At 48.9% G+C, this 16,388-nt stretch carries 18 protein-coding genes; 8 read left to right on the forward strand and 10 right to left on the reverse strand.

Features of this window, described 5'->3' with window-relative positions; translation table 11 throughout:
- Nucleotides 1–287 precede the first annotated feature (287 nt).
- On the forward strand, nt 288–1,004 hold the full coding sequence (locus AB4124_RS13760; RefSeq protein WP_441973186.1) for a hypothetical protein: 717 nt from the start codon (nt 288–290) through the stop codon (nt 1,002–1,004).
- An 81-nt stretch (nt 1,005–1,085) separates the two neighbouring features.
- Here the strand turns inward: AB4124_RS13760 and AB4124_RS13765 are convergent, their stop codons facing one another.
- Nucleotides 1,086–1,460, reverse strand: coding sequence for a hypothetical protein (locus tag AB4124_RS13765; protein ID WP_441973187.1), 375 nt, complete (start codon nt 1,458–1,460; stop codon nt 1,086–1,088).
- A 4-nt stretch (nt 1,461–1,464) separates the two neighbouring features.
- Nucleotides 1,465–1,665: a helix-turn-helix transcriptional regulator gene (locus AB4124_RS13770; protein ID WP_441973188.1), complete on the reverse strand. Its 201-nt coding sequence runs from the start codon at nt 1,663–1,665 to the stop codon at nt 1,465–1,467.
- 300 nt (nt 1,666–1,965) lie between these two features.
- On the opposite strand from AB4124_RS13770, the gene AB4124_RS13775 reads away from it, so the two are divergent.
- Nucleotides 1,966–2,262, forward strand: coding sequence for a thioredoxin family protein (locus tag AB4124_RS13775; protein ID WP_441973189.1), 297 nt, complete (start codon nt 1,966–1,968; stop codon nt 2,260–2,262).
- A 166-nt stretch (nt 2,263–2,428) separates the two neighbouring features.
- On the opposite strand, the gene AB4124_RS13780 is transcribed toward AB4124_RS13775, so the two are convergent.
- The gene (locus AB4124_RS13780; protein WP_441973190.1) at nt 2,429–3,505 is read right to left on the reverse strand and encodes a branched-chain amino acid aminotransferase; all 1,077 of its coding nucleotides are present in this window, start codon (nt 3,503–3,505) and stop codon (nt 2,429–2,431) included.
- A 122-nt stretch (nt 3,506–3,627) separates the two neighbouring features.
- Here AB4124_RS13780 and AB4124_RS13785 point away from each other — a divergent pair, with 122 nt between their 5' ends.
- Entirely contained in the window at nt 3,628–4,518 is an 891-nt protein-coding gene (locus AB4124_RS13785; protein WP_441973191.1) for a LysR family transcriptional regulator, read from the forward strand.
- 61 nt (nt 4,519–4,579) lie between these two features.
- Here AB4124_RS13785 and AB4124_RS13790 read toward each other — a convergent pair whose 3' ends face one another.
- The 6 genes from AB4124_RS13790 to rlmN form a co-directional block, all read right to left on the reverse strand.
- Nucleotides 4,580–5,398, reverse strand: coding sequence for a GNAT family N-acetyltransferase (locus AB4124_RS13790; RefSeq protein WP_215161275.1), 819 nt, complete (start codon nt 5,396–5,398; stop codon nt 4,580–4,582).
- Between the two features lie 379 nt (nt 5,399–5,777).
- Nucleotides 5,778–6,314, reverse strand: a complete 537-nt coding sequence (locus tag AB4124_RS13795) for a GNAT family N-acetyltransferase (protein WP_076323796.1) — start codon at nt 6,312–6,314, stop codon at nt 5,778–5,780.
- A gap of 317 nt (nt 6,315–6,631) precedes the next feature.
- Nucleotides 6,632–7,573, reverse strand: a complete 942-nt coding sequence (gene mphI / locus AB4124_RS13800) for a macrolide 2'-phosphotransferase MphI (protein WP_441973192.1) — start codon at nt 7,571–7,573, stop codon at nt 6,632–6,634.
- A gap of 511 nt (nt 7,574–8,084) precedes the next feature.
- Complete coding sequence (locus tag AB4124_RS13805; RefSeq protein ID WP_100541128.1) at nt 8,085–8,375, reverse strand: DUF6509 family protein; 291 nt, start codon at nt 8,373–8,375, stop codon at nt 8,085–8,087.
- A 102-nt stretch (nt 8,376–8,477) separates the two neighbouring features.
- Nucleotides 8,478–8,948, reverse strand: a complete 471-nt coding sequence (locus AB4124_RS13810) for a DUF3052 domain-containing protein (protein WP_379414653.1) — start codon at nt 8,946–8,948, stop codon at nt 8,478–8,480.
- 149 nt (nt 8,949–9,097) lie between these two features.
- A complete protein-coding gene (gene rlmN / locus AB4124_RS13815; protein ID WP_379414654.1) occupies nt 9,098–10,159 on the reverse strand; it encodes a 23S rRNA (adenine(2503)-C(2))-methyltransferase RlmN in 1,062 nt (353 codons plus the stop codon).
- A 311-nt stretch (nt 10,160–10,470) separates the two neighbouring features.
- On the opposite strand from rlmN, the gene AB4124_RS13820 reads away from it, so the two are divergent.
- Complete coding sequence (locus AB4124_RS13820) at nt 10,471–11,952, forward strand: NAD(P)/FAD-dependent oxidoreductase (protein WP_441973193.1); 1,482 nt, start codon at nt 10,471–10,473, stop codon at nt 11,950–11,952.
- A gap of 57 nt (nt 11,953–12,009) precedes the next feature.
- Nucleotides 12,010–12,606 carry a TetR/AcrR family transcriptional regulator gene (locus tag AB4124_RS13825; protein ID WP_430108966.1) on the forward strand — a complete coding sequence of 199 codons (597 nt, stop codon included), beginning with the start codon at nt 12,010–12,012 and terminating at the stop codon, nt 12,604–12,606.
- Between the two features lie 94 nt (nt 12,607–12,700).
- Here the strand turns inward: AB4124_RS13825 and AB4124_RS13830 are convergent, their stop codons facing one another.
- Nucleotides 12,701–13,660 carry a metallophosphoesterase family protein gene (locus AB4124_RS13830; RefSeq protein ID WP_441973306.1) on the reverse strand — a complete coding sequence of 320 codons (960 nt, stop codon included), beginning with the start codon at nt 13,658–13,660 and terminating at the stop codon, nt 12,701–12,703.
- A gap of 191 nt (nt 13,661–13,851) precedes the next feature.
- Here AB4124_RS13830 and AB4124_RS13835 point away from each other — a divergent pair, with 191 nt between their 5' ends.
- The 3 genes from AB4124_RS13835 to AB4124_RS13845 all read left to right on the forward strand — a co-directional run bounded on the left by AB4124_RS13835 (nt 13,852) and on the right by AB4124_RS13845 (nt 16,384).
- Entirely contained in the window at nt 13,852–14,625 is a 774-nt protein-coding gene (locus tag AB4124_RS13835; protein ID WP_441973194.1) for a DeoR/GlpR family DNA-binding transcription regulator, read from the forward strand.
- Nucleotides 14,625–15,476 (forward strand): DMT family transporter, encoded by an 852-nt coding sequence (locus AB4124_RS13840; RefSeq protein ID WP_076323788.1) that lies wholly within the window; start codon nt 14,625–14,627, stop codon nt 15,474–15,476. The genes AB4124_RS13835 and AB4124_RS13840 overlap by 1 nt, the downstream gene beginning before the upstream one ends.
- Nucleotides 15,477–15,580: 104 nt before the next feature.
- Nucleotides 15,581–16,384, forward strand: coding sequence for an alkaline phosphatase family protein (locus tag AB4124_RS13845; protein ID WP_430108960.1), 804 nt, complete (start codon nt 15,581–15,583; stop codon nt 16,382–16,384).
- The last annotated feature ends 4 nt before the right edge of the window (nt 16,385–16,388 follow it).

A 16,388-nucleotide genomic window follows, 5' to 3' on the forward strand; every position in this document is an offset into this window, starting at 1 on the left:
AGAAAGCGCCCTCCTGTTTTCAATAAAGAAGAGTCGATTCCATATGAGCTTTGGCGGGCACCATCGGAATCGACTCTTTAGCGCTCTTTCCTCTGTTTATACAAAGAAAACAGTTAGATTCATTATAACTATGTAAGAGATTCTTTGTAAATATCAGAAGAACGAGCAGTCACTTTAAAAGGAGGGTTGCTTTTGTTCCATAGTGGAATATTCTCGAAGTAGTCTTCAAATCTCTGACAGTTGGCCCGTCACGTTGATAGATCCTTCAAATATAAGGAGGTAAAAAAATGAAAAAAGCATTTACTGTATTTTCACTGTTCGCATTTTTATTCGTAATGGTTCTCTCCCCAACCGGTTCTTCTGTTAATGCAAAGTCGCCAGATCTGCCTGAGGGCTACAAAGCTGCTACCCCATCTCAAATTAAAGAGGTCAACGGGATTATTGCCAAATCATCGAAATCTCTTAACAACGCGTTTACTTCCAAAGGCAACTCTTTGAAGTACGGTGTCGTTGAAGGTCATGAAGAGATTGCCTTGGTTTCTACAAGTGAGGTTGATCAAAATGGCAATGCAAAACTTGTGGTTTACGGAGTTGACACTAAAGCTGAGAAAGTACAGGCTACTACTTATGAAACAATTCAAAACGGTGATACTACAACACTACGGATCATAAACGACTGCGAAGAATGCAATGCTACTGATACTGTAGAAATTGAGCTGACAGCAGATGGTAAAATCATTAAGGATGGGCAAACCTATTCTCAAGAAGACATCTATGAATTAATCAAACAAAAGCAAGGAGAAGCAACAGAAGAGATTACCCCTATGGCATGGTCCTGTACGGATTATGTTGGTAATATGTGCATGTATATGTCCGGATGGGGTGCAGCTGAGCTTTGTGCGCTATCCATTTTTGCTGGAGGGATTGCAGCATTAGGTTGTGTTGCAGTCTATGGAATAATTGCACTGTGGGGATGCTCATCCGCAATCGATCTGATATGTTAATCATCTAAAAACCTATCATTATTTTTCCCATGCTGGCCCTTACCTCCTTTATCTTAGGCGGTAAGGGCCAATAATTTAACCTTACCTTCGTTTAGCAGTAACAGCTGCGATAGAAAGAGAAAACAACAATAACAACAAGTAGAAAAATAAATGATTGATTGGAATTTCCGCTATTCCTTGATATTTACAGACAATTAGGTAGATGAGCAATACGATCGCAGCGCTAATAAAAACGTTGTTTAAATAATTCTTGATTAAAAAATCTGTGCGTTCATCAACTTCTGTTGTCCCAGATTTAATTAATCTCCTTCTTCGGAGAAATTCAGCGGTCCCAGCACCAATCAGAAGAACAATTAACATCTCCCATTGGAGATCTCGTCCAGCTGCATTGACTACAAAATATGCTATCGAGAAACCAATGATAACATATAAAATATTCAATTGATTGAATTTCATTGGATCACTCCTCCTTCAAGGTAAAAATATCTTCTACAGTACAATCAAAATAACAAGCAATTCTAAGAGCAAGTTCCAAACTTGGATTATACTGTTTTTTTTCGATTGAAATAATGGTTTGTCTTGTGATTTCCAAGTCTTTAGCCATTTGAAGTTGGGTAATATCTCTTTCACTTCTCAATTCGCGAATTCGATTTTCGACCAATTTAGATTTGCACCTCGCCCCCAATGTAAAGTCTTATTTACACCTTATTTTACCAATTCACCCTCGAATGTCAAGTTATATTTACACCAAAAAAAGGAAAAGAGAGATTTTATGAAAAGACTATCCCTGTCTCTAACCATAATCCTTATTATCTTTGGAGCTTCATTTGTTTTGCTCCAATCTTCTCCGTCGAATCCTTATGATAAACCAATAAATGAATTGTCCCCGAGCACGATCAAGATATTAAGTGATGTGAATTATCAAAATATCATTAGTCCAATGGACTTGAGTACCAAATTAATGAATAAAGAAAGCTTCTTTTTATATTTTTTCTCTCCAACCTGTGGTCATTGTAAGGCGACGACACCTAAAATAAAAAATATCGCTAGCGAACTTGGAATATCATTTTTATTATATAACTTACTTGAATATAAAGAGGGATGGAAGAAGTTTAGCGTTCAGGAAACACCAACGCTCATATACTTCAAAGGTGGGATCGAAAAAGAACGGCTAATTGGAGGGATTGTTCCCGATAACGTCAAATTCGGAAATCACTCAGAAGACTTCGAAAATTTTTTCATTAAATATGATCAATGAAAAAAACGTTTCATGAAGCTTACACACGATGAAATGATAAACGGCCTGGTTGCTTTTGCAACCAGGCCGTTTATTTCATTTAAAAGGGTATTGCCTGCCTCAAGTATTATGAATTGCATCTATAGCTGCAGCCTTATCTTTGGAAGGTTCGGGTAATCGATCGTTATTAAGATAACGTAAGCTCAACCGTCCAGCCGAACGGATCCTCAACCGTTCCGAGCTGGATGCCTGTGATGGCATCATATACGCGTTTAGAGAGTTCGCCCGTTGCTCCCTCACCAATCTTCAATTGCTGATCCTGCCATTCCAGGGATCCAATCGGTGAAATTATTGCTGCCGTACCGGTACCAAAAGCTTCGGTCAACAAGCCGCTGCGGTGGGCCTCCACGATTTCATCAATGGAGATGGCCCGTTCTTCTACCGGAATATTCCAATGCTGAAGCAGTTGGATAACCGAGTTCCGGGTAACGCCATCCAGGATGCTGCCATTCAGCGCCGGGGTTACGACCGTATCGCCCAGCTTGAAGAACACGTTCATGCTGCCGACTTCCTCGATATATTTGCGATGTACGCCATCGAGCCACAGCACCTGCGAGTATCCCTTAAGCGTTGCTTCATCCTGCGCCTTCAAACCTGCCGCGTAGTTGCCAGCCGTCTTGGCATTGCCCACGCCGCCGGCTACGGCACGCACGTATTTCGGCTCCACATAAATGCTGACCGGATTGATGCCTTCTGCATAATACGAACCGACCACCGACAGGATAATCATGAACTTGTATTGCAGTGATGGCGCTACGCCAAGCACGGGCTCGGTTGCGATCACAAACGGACGGATATAGAGCGATGTGCCCGGCTCTGAAGGAATCCAGTCGCGGTCCACGAGCACCAGCTGCTTGAGCGCTTCCATAACAAGTTCCTCGTCCAATGCCGGAATGCTCAGGCGCTGGTTGGACAGGTTCAGCCGCTGAATATTTTTGCTCGGGCGGAACATGAGAATTCGCTCATCTTCCGTCAAGTAAGCCTTCAGGCCTTCAAATACGGTCTGCCCGTAGTGAAATACCTTGGCGGCAGGGTCCAGTTCGATCGGCTGATACGGAACGACGCGCGGATCGTGCCAGCCTTGACTAGCATCATAATCGAGAATAAACATGTGGTCCGTAAATACCGTGCCGAAAGCCTGTTTGTAGTGGCTCGGCTTTGTCTTCGGGGTGGTCGTTAACTCCACGGGTATCGCGTAAGTCATGTGCACACATCTCCTTATTTTGTAAACGTTATTAGTTGAATCATATCAATCGATACCCTATATTAAAAATATCTGATTTATAGGGATACCATACCTTAAAGGTATGGAGAGGGGGTATGAAGATGGACATTCGACAGCTACGATATTTCCTGACGATTGCGCAGGAAGGACAGATCACGCGTGCAGCAAAACAGCTCAATATGGAGCAGCCTCCATTAAGCCGTCAGCTGAAACTGATGGAGGAAGAGCTCGGCGTTCTGCTGTTTGAACGCAGCGGCAAGCAACTTCAGCTCACACACGCAGGCGAGCTGCTGCAGAACCGAGCCGCATCCCTGCTGAACCAGTTCAATGAAACGCTAACCGAGGTGAAGGAGATCCACGCTGGAATCCGCGGCATGCTCTCCATCGGCGCCGTCGTCTCCTGTATTTCGCTCTTGCCCCAGCGCATCCAGATCTTCCGGCAGCAATATCCCGAGGTCACCTTCAAGATTCGGGAAGGCGATCACTCCCTGCTGGCGGATCAACTCGACAAGCGTAATATTGAGCTGGCAGTGACCCGGCTCCCTTTCGAATCCAGCTTCGGGCCTGAGCATTATGCCGTTCAGCCTCTGCCCTCCGACCCGTTCGTCGCGGTCCTTCCAGGCAGCTGGGAAAGTGTATCCTCCCATTCGGAAATCTCGATGCGCGAGCTGGCGGAATATCCGTTCTTGTCCTTAAAAACCGATCAGACGATCGGGATGCATGAGCGGGTCATCCAAGAATTTAAGCGCGGCGAACTTGAACCGCATGTCATTTGCGAATGCTCCAGCGTTGCCATTATCGTTGCTCTGGTAGCTGAAGGCATCGGTGCCACCATTTTACCCGAGTCGGTGATGTCCTCATTTGCGATTCCCAACATCCGGACACTGTCCATTACGAGCGCTGATTTCCAGTCCGACGTGGGCATTGTCTGGCTGAGGGATCATGTACTATCCAATCGGGCCCGGCATTTCTTAGCTACCTTTATAGAATAACATTTGTTGATGCCCCTCGTCTTCCCCGGCTTTGTCCAAGCCGTGCCACTTTATGGATTCACTATTCATTGTTAACAAACTTGAAGTCGCGAATCGTTCCGCACCGGATAAACCCGATATTTTGGTACAATCGATTGGAGTCCGGGTTGACCTGATCGGCATACAGCATGGGTACCAAACCGTCCTGCAGCAGACGAAGTCCAAGGTCTGCAACCAGGGCGCTGGCATACCCTTTTTTCCGTTCAGCCCTCGGCGTGTATACTGCGTTTATGCGACCGTGCCTTGGCGAACGGTGTGCAAGATTAGCCATCGAGACCGCTTTGTCGCCAGCTATCCATAAATACAACCCGCCCTGCTGAATGAGTCGCTGCGCTGTCTCGACTTGGCTTGCCGCATTCGCGCGGACCCCATAAGCATCCTCCGAGAATCCAACCAGAAACCGGGCCACCTGCTGCGTATCTTCTTCAGCGGCCTGCCTGATCGCGCCCTCGACAAAATGAGGAGGCTCCACAGCGGGGGCATGATAAGACTCCATCGTCATATGATGACGGTAGGTCCCTTGACGCTCCTCTGCATAACAACGTGCAAACTGCTCTGCCACACCCGGCTCCCCGGTCACCCCAGGCAGGGTCACCGCTTCAAGCTCGCTTACCAGCTCTTGGAGCAGGTGCTGCCGCTTATCCCCGGAAACCTCCCGGGAAATCCATAACCACGCGTTCCCCCGGGGAGACTGCGCAAAGATCATCCGTCCATCCGGCGATTTCAGCCCCATGTTCTGCGGTGACCCAGCAAGGAGATGAATCAGATTGTATGACACCTCATCCTGAATAAAATCTTCCTGGTACAGCACCTCGTCCTGAGGCATCAATTTCGCAAGCATACGTACACTCCTCTCTTTTCCATGGTCTAAATGAACACAAAAAAGCCCCGTCCCTTGTAGGGACGGAGCCTTGTCTCCGCGTTACCACCCTGATTCGCACCGGTCAAGCCGGTACGCACTCTCGTCATCATCCATCAATGATGCCCCATGGTAACGGCAGGGAATACCGGATACGCCTCAAGTTATAAACGATCGGCGGATCTGCTCCGAGGTGATGGCCATACATCGCCGCTGACTGCTTCGCACCACCCAGCAGTTCTCTGATTCAGCTTCCACTTGCGACCCTGGCGTCCTCATCCTAGCATTTTCGAAAAATTTAACTCAGTTTACTCCCAGCAGCATCCAGCTGTCAAGCCCGATTCCACATATGAAGAAATGCTTATTTGTTATTAAAACGGAAGACCAGCATATCCCCTTTTTCCGGATGGACGCCTTCATGCTCCGTATATCTTCCGCCCGTGTACGTGTTCAACGTCTTGCGCCAAAAAATCTGGGTACTCATATTGCGCTCGGTCGGATTCGTTTGTAGCTCCCATGCACCTTGGAACTGATCGAACACAAGCTCAGCCGCTCGTTGGGCTACACCTTGTCTTCGAAAAGTCCGAAGCACAAAAAAATCATTCAAGTAGTACTGAATATTCGGCGATGGAATGTACGGGGTGGTCGCCACTAGGGCCAACCCTGCCGCGATACCATCTACAGAGATCAGATAAGGAAAAAGAACCGATGGCTGCTCCCACCACATATCGAGCTGCTTGCTCTGTTCGCTTAAGGTCGGCACATCCTCTTTTTCAAATACACCGAACCGGTTAGGACGGACCCCCCATATCTCAGCAATGTCATGCAAGTACAGTGGATAGATGTTATGCAGAATAAATGACTGTTCCTTCGGGCATAAACGTACCTCAATATTCACGGTCAATCCCCTCCCTAAATGAATGATGTATGTAAGTTTAGTATGTCTAGGATAACATATTTACTCTTCCAAGAGGTTTACAGGTATGTAAATTGCGTTACGAATGTAGTAAAAATCTGTTAACCTTACTTCTTATTTCACCATGATTTCATTATATGTCCTACAGCTCATCCAAAATAATGTTGAATTCTGTTAATTTATATCATGCAAAAAGCCAACCGAATGTATGCATCGGTTGGCTTGTAGTTTTCTCGAGAGCTGTATTCAGTGGGTTTGCCGTCTCACCAAACAGCATAAAATTCCTGGCCGACAATCTCCTAGTTCGAGGAGGCTTCCTCCGTCAATCCTAGGGCATTCCGAGCCATCGTCATATACTCTTCCTGACCCGTCAGGAGAGCGAACTGGGCAATCAGCACGGGATAGGCGGCATGCTGCTCTACAATATGATCAAACATGCGCGGCCACACCTTCCCTCCGGCTTGTTTATACCGGTCCAACAGGACGCGGAGATTATGCTCGCCATAAATAGCGTAGTATAACACGAAGTCTTTGGCGGGACTTGCTACCTCCGACTCCGTCCAATCCAAGAGCCCGGTAACCTGCACGCGCTCATCAATCAGGATATGCGGGGGATGAAGATCGCCATGGATGAGGGCAGAATGCGTTGGCCAATAGGAATCCTCTTCCAGCCATTTCTGCCATCTCTCCCACAGCGCATCGGAGACGCCCAAACGGCTCTTGATGTCTTCCATATTTCGCGCCGTCTCTTCACGAACCTCCTGGGGACTCTTCACCCGCAGACCTGCTGCTCGCGCCGCATCATGATCGATGCCATGTAAGGAAACCAGCGTCTCAGCCAATGAGCGGACAAATCCGTCACCCGGATTCTCATGATCCATATTCCATGCATAGCCTTCGGAGCTGACGGAAGCGGCAGGCTCCCCACTAAGCAGCGGGTAGGCGATGAGCTCCGGCGTATAAATCCGCCAATCCGGTACATCAACCGGAAGATAGGATGGGATCAGCTTCAGGACCCGGGCTTCGTTATCAGCCCTTTCCAGCACATCCGATCGTCTCGGTTTACGCAGAATCCACCGTGCTCCGGTCCCTGCTTCCTCTGCGAATCCAACAAGGAAATCCATGCCGGATTCATTCATTTCAATTCCCTCCGGATTCAAATTCACCCCGTGTTTTCCGGCTATCTCCAGCATCTCTTGTATAACTTGTGTATACTCATCATTGTGTTTTGCTATTGTCATAAGGAATCAATCCCCTTCCATATTTCATTGCATCCTAGCCGTCATAACAACAAAAAAAGCACAGGCATCGAGCTGCCTGTGCTGGGTAACCGGAACGGGTTCTATAGCTGTCCACCGTTCCTGGAATGCCTAGTCTAAATACACATCCAAATAAAACAGGAAGGTGAAAACACCGTTATCCCACAAATGAATAGACGTGTATTTCTATAGACATATCATAAAAATGGGTTGCGTAAAAAAAGACGGACCCATCCCGATTACCCTGCATCTGTGCAGGTCTCTTTAGCGCTATTTCATTAGCCGCGAAAAGATCTCAATCGGGAATAATCCAACATACGTAACCCTCCGTTCATCATAAGTTGTGTTTAACTTTACCAAAACCATCAATAGTCTGCAAGACCTGTTACGGCAATATTTCCACTTTCCATGGAAGAAGCTGCAATCCGTAATGATTCAGCACAGCATGACCAAGTCAACCCGCAAGTGCTTGTTTCTCATCTTCCGGCTCTATTTACGCTTCCTGCAAATGCTCTTTGCAAAAAGTCATGAGTTCTTCCTCTTCCTCGGGCTCCATATCGAAGTCCAGGTACTGGTCCGTTGTCCGCTCATAGAAGTCGTACTTTACAATGCGCGAACGCTCCTCATCATCCAGGTAAATCACTCTCAAATAGACGCCGTGCTCCGAATAAAGCTCATCGTCCTCCGGCACGTCCAAATCACATACAAACTCAAAGCGTTTGCCTGTCAGGATTCCAAAGGGATCCTTCACCAATTCAACGCTGTATTCTTTGATTGTCAGCATATTCCCATCCTTTCTATCACTCTATTCATTATACACAACAGCGCATTTTTGGGCCGGGCAGCCAATATCAATATACCCGAGCTACCGTATGCAAGCCGACCTTCATTTATCGTCCTCTTGACCCGTCCGTTCTTTCCCCTTCGCGGTTGCTGCAAACGATCTGGTCATGGACTTGATCAACTCCACTTTACGGTAGCGCATGGCCGACCAATCCTCATCGATAGCGATTTGCCGAACGGGCTCATAGCCTTCGTCAGCAAGAATGCCCGTAATGCTCTCCCGGCTGCAATCGGAGTTCTTGTAGGTCTTGGATGATTTCTTGGGATAACACAGCCACAGCAGGCCGTTGTCAGTCACGGAGCTAGCTGCGATCTTGGCTAACCGCTGCAACTCCTCATTGCTTGTCCCGAAGGCTTGCACGAAATCGTAAGGTACTTGCTGAGGCTCCTTATGGACTTCCCCTTGCAGGGAATTGATGACCTCATGATAAGCCTGTGGCGCGTTTAGCATCAGAACCGGCTGGCCGAGGTCTTTGAATTGCAGCTTTTTGACGGTTGGATGTGTCTCCAGCATGTTTAAGTTTCATTCCTCTCGATTCGATTGTAATATAAAGCACTTCGGACACCTTATTAAGAAGAGCATACCCATATGAGTGGGTACGCCCTTTCAACTGGCCAATCCATATGGCGGAAAAATCCACCTGAGATTGCACGTTATTCTTGTTACTGCGCTTTCTTAATCTGCTTGCTTCGCAGCTGCCCGCAGGCCGCATCGATGTCGGTTCCATGCTCCAGGCGAACGCTGCAGCTAATGCCTTGTTTTTTTAAGGTATCATAAAAAGAGGTGATCGATTCTTTCGTGCTGCGCTGATACTGGCTGTGCTCATCTACCGGGTTGTACGGAATGAGGTTCACATTCGCCAGATTGCGTCGCTTGCCAACAAGCTCTGCCAGCTCGAGCGCATGCTCAGGCTGATCGTTTACATCCTTCAACAGAATGTACTCCAGCGTGATGCGACGATTCGTTTTTTCCAGATAATAATCAATCGCTCCCATCAGCTTCTCGATCGGAATCGCCTTGTTAATCTTCATAATGCGGGTCCGGATCTCGTCATTCGGCGCATGCAGGGAGATGGCCAGATTTACGCCCAGATCGCTGTCCGCGAACTCGATGATTTTGTTAGCCAGTCCGCTGGTCGATACCGTAATATGACGGGGACCGATGGCAAGCCCCTTATGATCCTTGATCACGCGAATGAAATCCGACATGTTCTCATAATTATCAAACGGCTCCCCGATCCCCATCACTACGAGGTGGCTGACCCGCTCGCTTTTGCCTTTTTGATCCAAGTGAAGCTGAACCTGCATAACCTGTTCCACAATTTCCGCTGCGGATAAATCCCGGCTTTTCTTCAGCAAACCGCTGGCGCAGAAGCTGCAGCCGATGTTGCAGCCGACCTGGGTGGTCACACAGACCGATAAACCGAATTTATGCCGCATCAATACAGTCTCAATCAGGTTGCCGTCCACCAGCTTGAACAGGAACTTAACCGTTCCGTCCAGAGATTCCTGCTTGGTATGCTCCTCCAAGGTCAGAATCGTATAATGCTCCGCGAGCAGCTGCAAGCACTCCGGATGCACATCCGTCATATCGGAAAAAGCGGTGACCCGCTTCCGATACAGCCACTCCCATACCTGTGTTGCCCGAAACTTTTTATGTCCACGCTCGCCAAGCCAAGCTGTCAACTGATCTAATGTTAATCCATAAATGGATGGTTTGTTCATTGATTGGTCCTCTTTCTATTCATAGTCCACTCCTTATTGTCCCAAAATTCCGAAGCGAACACAAGGGGAGTTATAGGCAATTCACGCTTCTTGTACGTAAAACAGGATTGACATATCCAATAAATACCTTTATCTTATCATTGACTGACTTAATCAATCATAAATATGAATAGCAGAAGGGAGACATCGGCTCGATGTTCAACGAAGTTCACCGCCATCAGTCCTGCCCCTGTATTCCAAATTTGAATTTCAGAAGGAGCTTTTGTGTTTATCATTGACTGACTAAATCAATCTATATTGGAGGTCTTCGAATGAAAACAAAAGGCAAAGCGCTCATTCTAGGTGGAGGCATAGCTGGACTATTCACTGCAACCGTGCTATCCAAGCATTATGATGAAGTGATTGTCACGGATCGGGATGAGTTTCCGGCAGGACCGAAAAATCGGGCAGGTACGCCGCAGGCCTATCATCCGCACCGTTTCCTTGAGCGCGGCAAAATGATCGTTGAACGTTGGTTCCCTGGCATAACCGAGGAATTGCTTCAGCAAGGGGCTCATTCCCGAGGACTGAAATCCGTTAAAATGACCAATCGCTACGGCACGCTGGAAATGCCCGATGAGCCCAATGCGGGATGCAGCAGATCCCTGCTGGAGTGGACCCTGCGCAGCAGAGTGGCCAAACTGCCCAACGTTACTCTCTTACCGAAACTGACGGCGCAACAATTGCTGTTTGACGCCGACAAGAATGCCGTTACCGGCGTTGTGTTCCGGGATAGAAGCGTCAAGGAGCCGGCGCTCCTTCATATGAATGCGGATATCGTCGTTGATGCAAGCGGGCGTGGGTCTAAGCTCGCTGATTGGCTGCAGAACCTCGGGTATGCGATACCGAAGGCAGAAAGGCTGCACATATCTCTCGGTTACAGCACGCGGCACTATAGGGTTCCGGAGGAAACCCAGGCTGTGTGGAGCACTATCCTAAATGATGGGGATCCTTCCCTTGGTATCGGCACGGCCGTATTCAATCCGATCGAGAACCAGATTGCGGAGGTGGTTCTGTACCGCGCGGGAGGTGACTCCTATCCGACAACCGACCATCAGCTATACGACCAGGAAGCCCAAAATCTGTTCGGTGCCACCATCGGAGATTTGCTTCAGCAGCTTGAACCGGTCTCAAGCCCGCGGGGCTACCGGATCGAGGAATGCGTGAGACAGCATTTTGAGCAGATGAAGGATTGGCCTTCCGGTCTGCTGGTGCTCGGCGATGCCTTCTGCAGCTTCGATCCGATATTTGGCCAGGGTATGACGGTGGCGGCCATCCAGGCAGATACGCTGGATCAGTGCTTACAATCGATGCAGAATAGAGTCCTGCTTGAGGAGGGCTTCGAGCGTTCGGCCCTTCTAAAGATTCAATCCGCCACGGAACCTGCATGGTGGCTTAGCGCTGCCGCGGATCTCAGATGGCCGGGCGTGACATACGAAGGCCATCTGTCCGCCCAAGGGTTCTCTTTTGCCCAGAGGCTGTTCGATATATGCCAGGAGCTGGCTTATGGCCATCACGATATGGCCGTATTCGAACAGTATATGATGGTAACGGGTCTACTCGCCTCGCCTCAGCATTTGTTTAATGCCGAGTATATCACCGCACTTATGAATGCGGACCCGTCGGGTAAAGGTAACGCTTGGCTCCATCAAGTATTACAGGAGGCAAACTTGCCGCTGGAAGAACTACTCGCGCGGATCATCCCGGTCTTTAATTACGAATTCCTGCCCTTATCCATGGGATTGCCCGAATAAATGAAATGCGTTATTGTTGATGTCAGCAAGAGAATACCATGGTGAGGGATGGACGCAATGGCCCCGTTAAACGAAGAACAATTGCACCAAATACGCGACGAACGAAAAGAACAAATCATGCGAGCTGCCATTAAAGTATTTTCCAGAAGAGGTATTTTCGGAACCAAAATGAGCATGATCGCCAGCGAAGCCGGGGTCAGCCACGGCCTGCTCTATCATTACTTTAAATCCAAAGACGAGTTGTTCATCACGCTCGTTCAATGGTCGATGGAGGAGGCACGGCTAGCGCTTTCCGAAATCTATAACGTGCCCGGTACCCCTCTTGAGAAAATTACATTGCTAACCTCCATGATTCTCCAAGAGGATGATAATTCGCACTTTATGCTGATTCAGCAAGCACGTACCTCAGATGGCGTGCCCGAGGAAGCCAAGCGGATTATCGAGAACTATTCCATCCATGCCTTCGTTGACCAGCTGATGCCGCTGTTCGAAGCAGGGCAGGACGCCGGAGAGATTGCGGCTGGCGATCTGAGGGAGCTGGCGGCCTGTTATTTATCCGTGCTATCGGGATTAATGACGCTGAAGTCCCAAGGGGATCCGAGCTATGCGCCCCCTAAGGCGGAGCTGCTGCTGCGACTGCTTACGAACGGATAAAGATAATAACGCAAACCAAACACACCTCCAAATGAAACTACCCGGATCATTTCCGTACATTTCATAAGAGGTGTGTTTTTATTATTGTCGTATATCAGAGGGGCGTCCCGGGTTCATGCTTCTCCTGTTCCCGTATTTGCGAGCCGTCGCTCAGCGTAATCCAAGTGTCGAACTGCCGCTGTCCTTCATGCAGGCAAATAACCCTCGCACCACGGAGCATGCCTTCCCGGCCATATGTACCATAACCGGTAGCTCTGCCGTAACAGAGACGGATGCCGTGCAATTCCCCCCAGTAATCATTGATATGATCATGTCCGGCAAACGTGCCCATCACATCGCCCCGCTCCAGCATGGCCGCGAACAGACCGGTATTCACTTCGGGACAGCACACTCTCTCGAACTTGCTCCCGTAGCACGTTTTCCGCTCCCAGACTTCATGATACTCCGGTAGAGGGATATGGAAAAAAGCCAATGCGGGCAGCGGATTTCCTTGATCCTTGGCGCTGTAAGCCAAGGACGCCATCTCATACCAGCGGATCTGATCGCGCCGAATCCAATCGTACCCCGGAACATCAGGATGTTCAGACTCTCTCCCTGAATCGAAGAAATACAGAACGGCCGCCGTGTCTTTCCCATGACTGTCGTACAACGGAATCGTATAATTACCAACGCCGTGAACTTCTGGCGAGCCATGCTCTGCACAGTTGTAGGTGTGCTGCAGAGCTGCATTCATAAGTTCTTCACGCGTGACATCCCCCTCCGTATCATGATTCCCGAATACGAAAGCCCAGCGGATTCCGCGTGACTCCACCGTCTTGACAACATCCTTGAAGGCCTGCACCGGATCCTGGCACTTTTTCCAGCCGGGATCGGCTTCGCCCGAATAAATGAGATCGCCCGTAAATACCACCAAATCCGGCTGCTCCAGGTCCAGTACCGTTTCCATGCAGCGCCGGCTCATCTGATCCTCCGGCTCCCCATTCTTCCAATGAATATCTGTGAACTGCACAATCTTAAAGGTATGATCGTCTCCGAATCGAAGAGTTGGCTTCAACATAACCGTCTCCTTTACATGGGCATGTGGTTTTTTAATGAATTCTTGTGGTTTTATGTGTATATTAGTTGAGGTAACGACGAAAAGTCAATGACTTTTCGTTGACAATCTCGTTTTACCAGCCTAATATAGGATCGAATCCACATCTTCGGTCAACATCAGTCATATACAATATTGAGGTGAATGAATTTATGTCTGTAACCTATGAGGAACGCAGGGGGAAGATCTTAAATCAATTGGAGCTTGAAGGCAAGGTGAAAGTCCACGCCCTTGCGGAGCAGCTGGAGGTATCCGCAGAAACGATCCGAAGGGATTTGGATCGTTTAGAGAAGGAAGGCCAGCTGCGCAAAGTTTACGGTGGCGCCGTCAAATCCCGTTCCGGGCATATTGAGCCTTCCTTCACGAGTCGTTCCCAGACATGCGCAGAGGAAAAGGCCGCGATTGGTAAACTCGCAGCTTCCCTAGTTAAGGAAGGGGAGACCGTTCTGCTCGATAACGGAACAACCACGATTGAAGTCATGCGTTATCTTAAGGACCGGTCTGATGTCACGGTCATCACCCACTCGCTGCCTGTCCTGAATCTGGCGATGGAGATTTTCCAGGGAAAGATTATTTATATCGGCGGGGATATGGACCGGGCTAAACAGGCGGCAACAGGTCCTCTGACCGAAATGCTGCTGGAACAGTTCAAGGTCAATAAAGCGTTTATCTCGGCCGGCGGCATCTCATTAACCGATGGCATTACCGATTATGATCTGGATGAAGCCTACATATCACGAAAAATGCTGGAGCGTTCCGAGGAAGGCATCGTCCTTGCCGATCATACGAAACTCGGGGTGACCACGTTCTCGAAGCTCGCCAAACTGGAGGACATCTCCATGGTTATCACGGATCCAGGCTGTTCACAGGAATGGGTGGATAACCTGTCCGCTCGCAGCATTGAAGTCCTTATCGGACATTTCTGATGGAACTGCTATCACTGCTGCTGGTGCTGTCTTCCGGTTTAACCCATGCCCTTTGGAATCTGTTCACGAAGCGAAGCATTCATAAATCGGTGTTTCTGTGGTGCATCCATTCTGTCACCTTAATCCTCCTGATGCCTTCTTTTCTCATGGAGATGTCAGGGCTGAAGCTGGAACCGCACATTTACGGACTTATGCTTCTGTCCATGACCATCCAAGGCTTCTATATCACGCTGCTCTCCAAAGCCTATACTCATGGCGATATGTCCCAGGTATACCCGTTTATGCGAGGGCTTGGCGCTATGCTGACTTCGCTGTGCAGCCTCGTGTTGTTCCATGAGCATCTAAGTGCAGCAGGTTATATGGGCCTGAGTATCATTATCTTTTCGTTGTTTGCTTTATCGGGTTTGAGATTCAAAGGCCCTTCCAGCCTGAACCCCAAAGCCTTAAGCTATGCTTGCCTGGTCGGGCTTTGCATTTCAGGATATACCCTGACCGACAAGGCCGTTCTGGATGCGGGGGTCTCCCCTATCGCGCTAATCCAGTTATCCAATATCAGTTATTTCATCGCTCTGATCGTTCCCGTGATGCTGTCAAGAGGGCTAAAACAGGAATGGTCGGTGAACTGGCGCACGATCCTGCTGGGCTCCATCCTGGCACCGGGATCTTACCTGCTGTTCCTGTTCGCCATGCGGCTCACCCCGCTTGCGCACATCGCGCCGGTCCGTGAAATGAGCACGGTATTTGGCACCATACTCGGCATCATCGTTCTGCGTGAGCAGCAAGGCTGGCGGCGAATCATTACGTCCGTGCTCATCACGCTAGGTATCGTGACCATTGCCTTATGGGGGTAGCAATCGTCATCGCAAGTCAGCAATCCTGTACACATTTTGCATAATGTCTTATTCAACTTCAATGCTTAAAGATCAAATTGTTCTTACCAAGGAGGAGTTTATCGATGGCTAAACGTGTCGTTATTCTTGGAATTGATGGAGCAGGCAGGTTCGTTCAAGAAGCGGACGCACCGCATCTTCACGCCCTGCTGCAAGCAGGAGCATACTCGTACGATGCTCAGACCGTATTTCCCAGCATCAGTGCTGAGTGTTGGGGCTCGCTGTTATATGGCGTAGGACCGGACCAACACGGTCTTGATAATGACCGGGCAATTCACCAGCAAATTCCGGAGAGTTTCCCCTATGCTTCACTATTCAAGCTGGCCCGCCAGCAATGGCCGGATGCTCCTCTGTCTGCATTCAGCTGCTGGGAACCGATCAATACAGGAATCATTGAGAATACGATCAACGTTCATATGGAATCCAAACCGGACCCCGAGCTGACGGAAGCCATCGTCGATTATATTCATCAGAAGCCCAATTTCAAACTGATGTTCATTCAGTTGGATCACCCCGACGGTGCGGGCCACAAGTACGGATTCGGTACCGATAAGCAGCTGGAGCAGATTGCCGTTACGGATAAGTACGTAGACATGATTGTCAAGGCACTGGATGATCAGCAGCTGCTGGAAGACACCTGGATCATCACGGTCACGGATCACGGCGGCGGAGGCGCTCATCCTAATGACCACGGCAGTGATCACCCGATGGATATGACCATCACCTGGGGGATTACAGGTCCGGGCGTAAAACGCGGCCTTCTCGATGCACCGATCAGCATCATGGACACGGCCGCCGTCATCGGTCATGTGCTGGGGCTGCACGCACCGGATTGCTGGGAAGGAAAGGTACCTGAAGGAATATTCTAATCCG

Source organism: Paenibacillus sp. 2KB_20 (assembly GCF_052115765.1).
In the GTDB taxonomy this organism is placed as follows: Bacteria; Bacillota; Bacilli; order Paenibacillales; family Paenibacillaceae; genus Paenibacillus_AQ.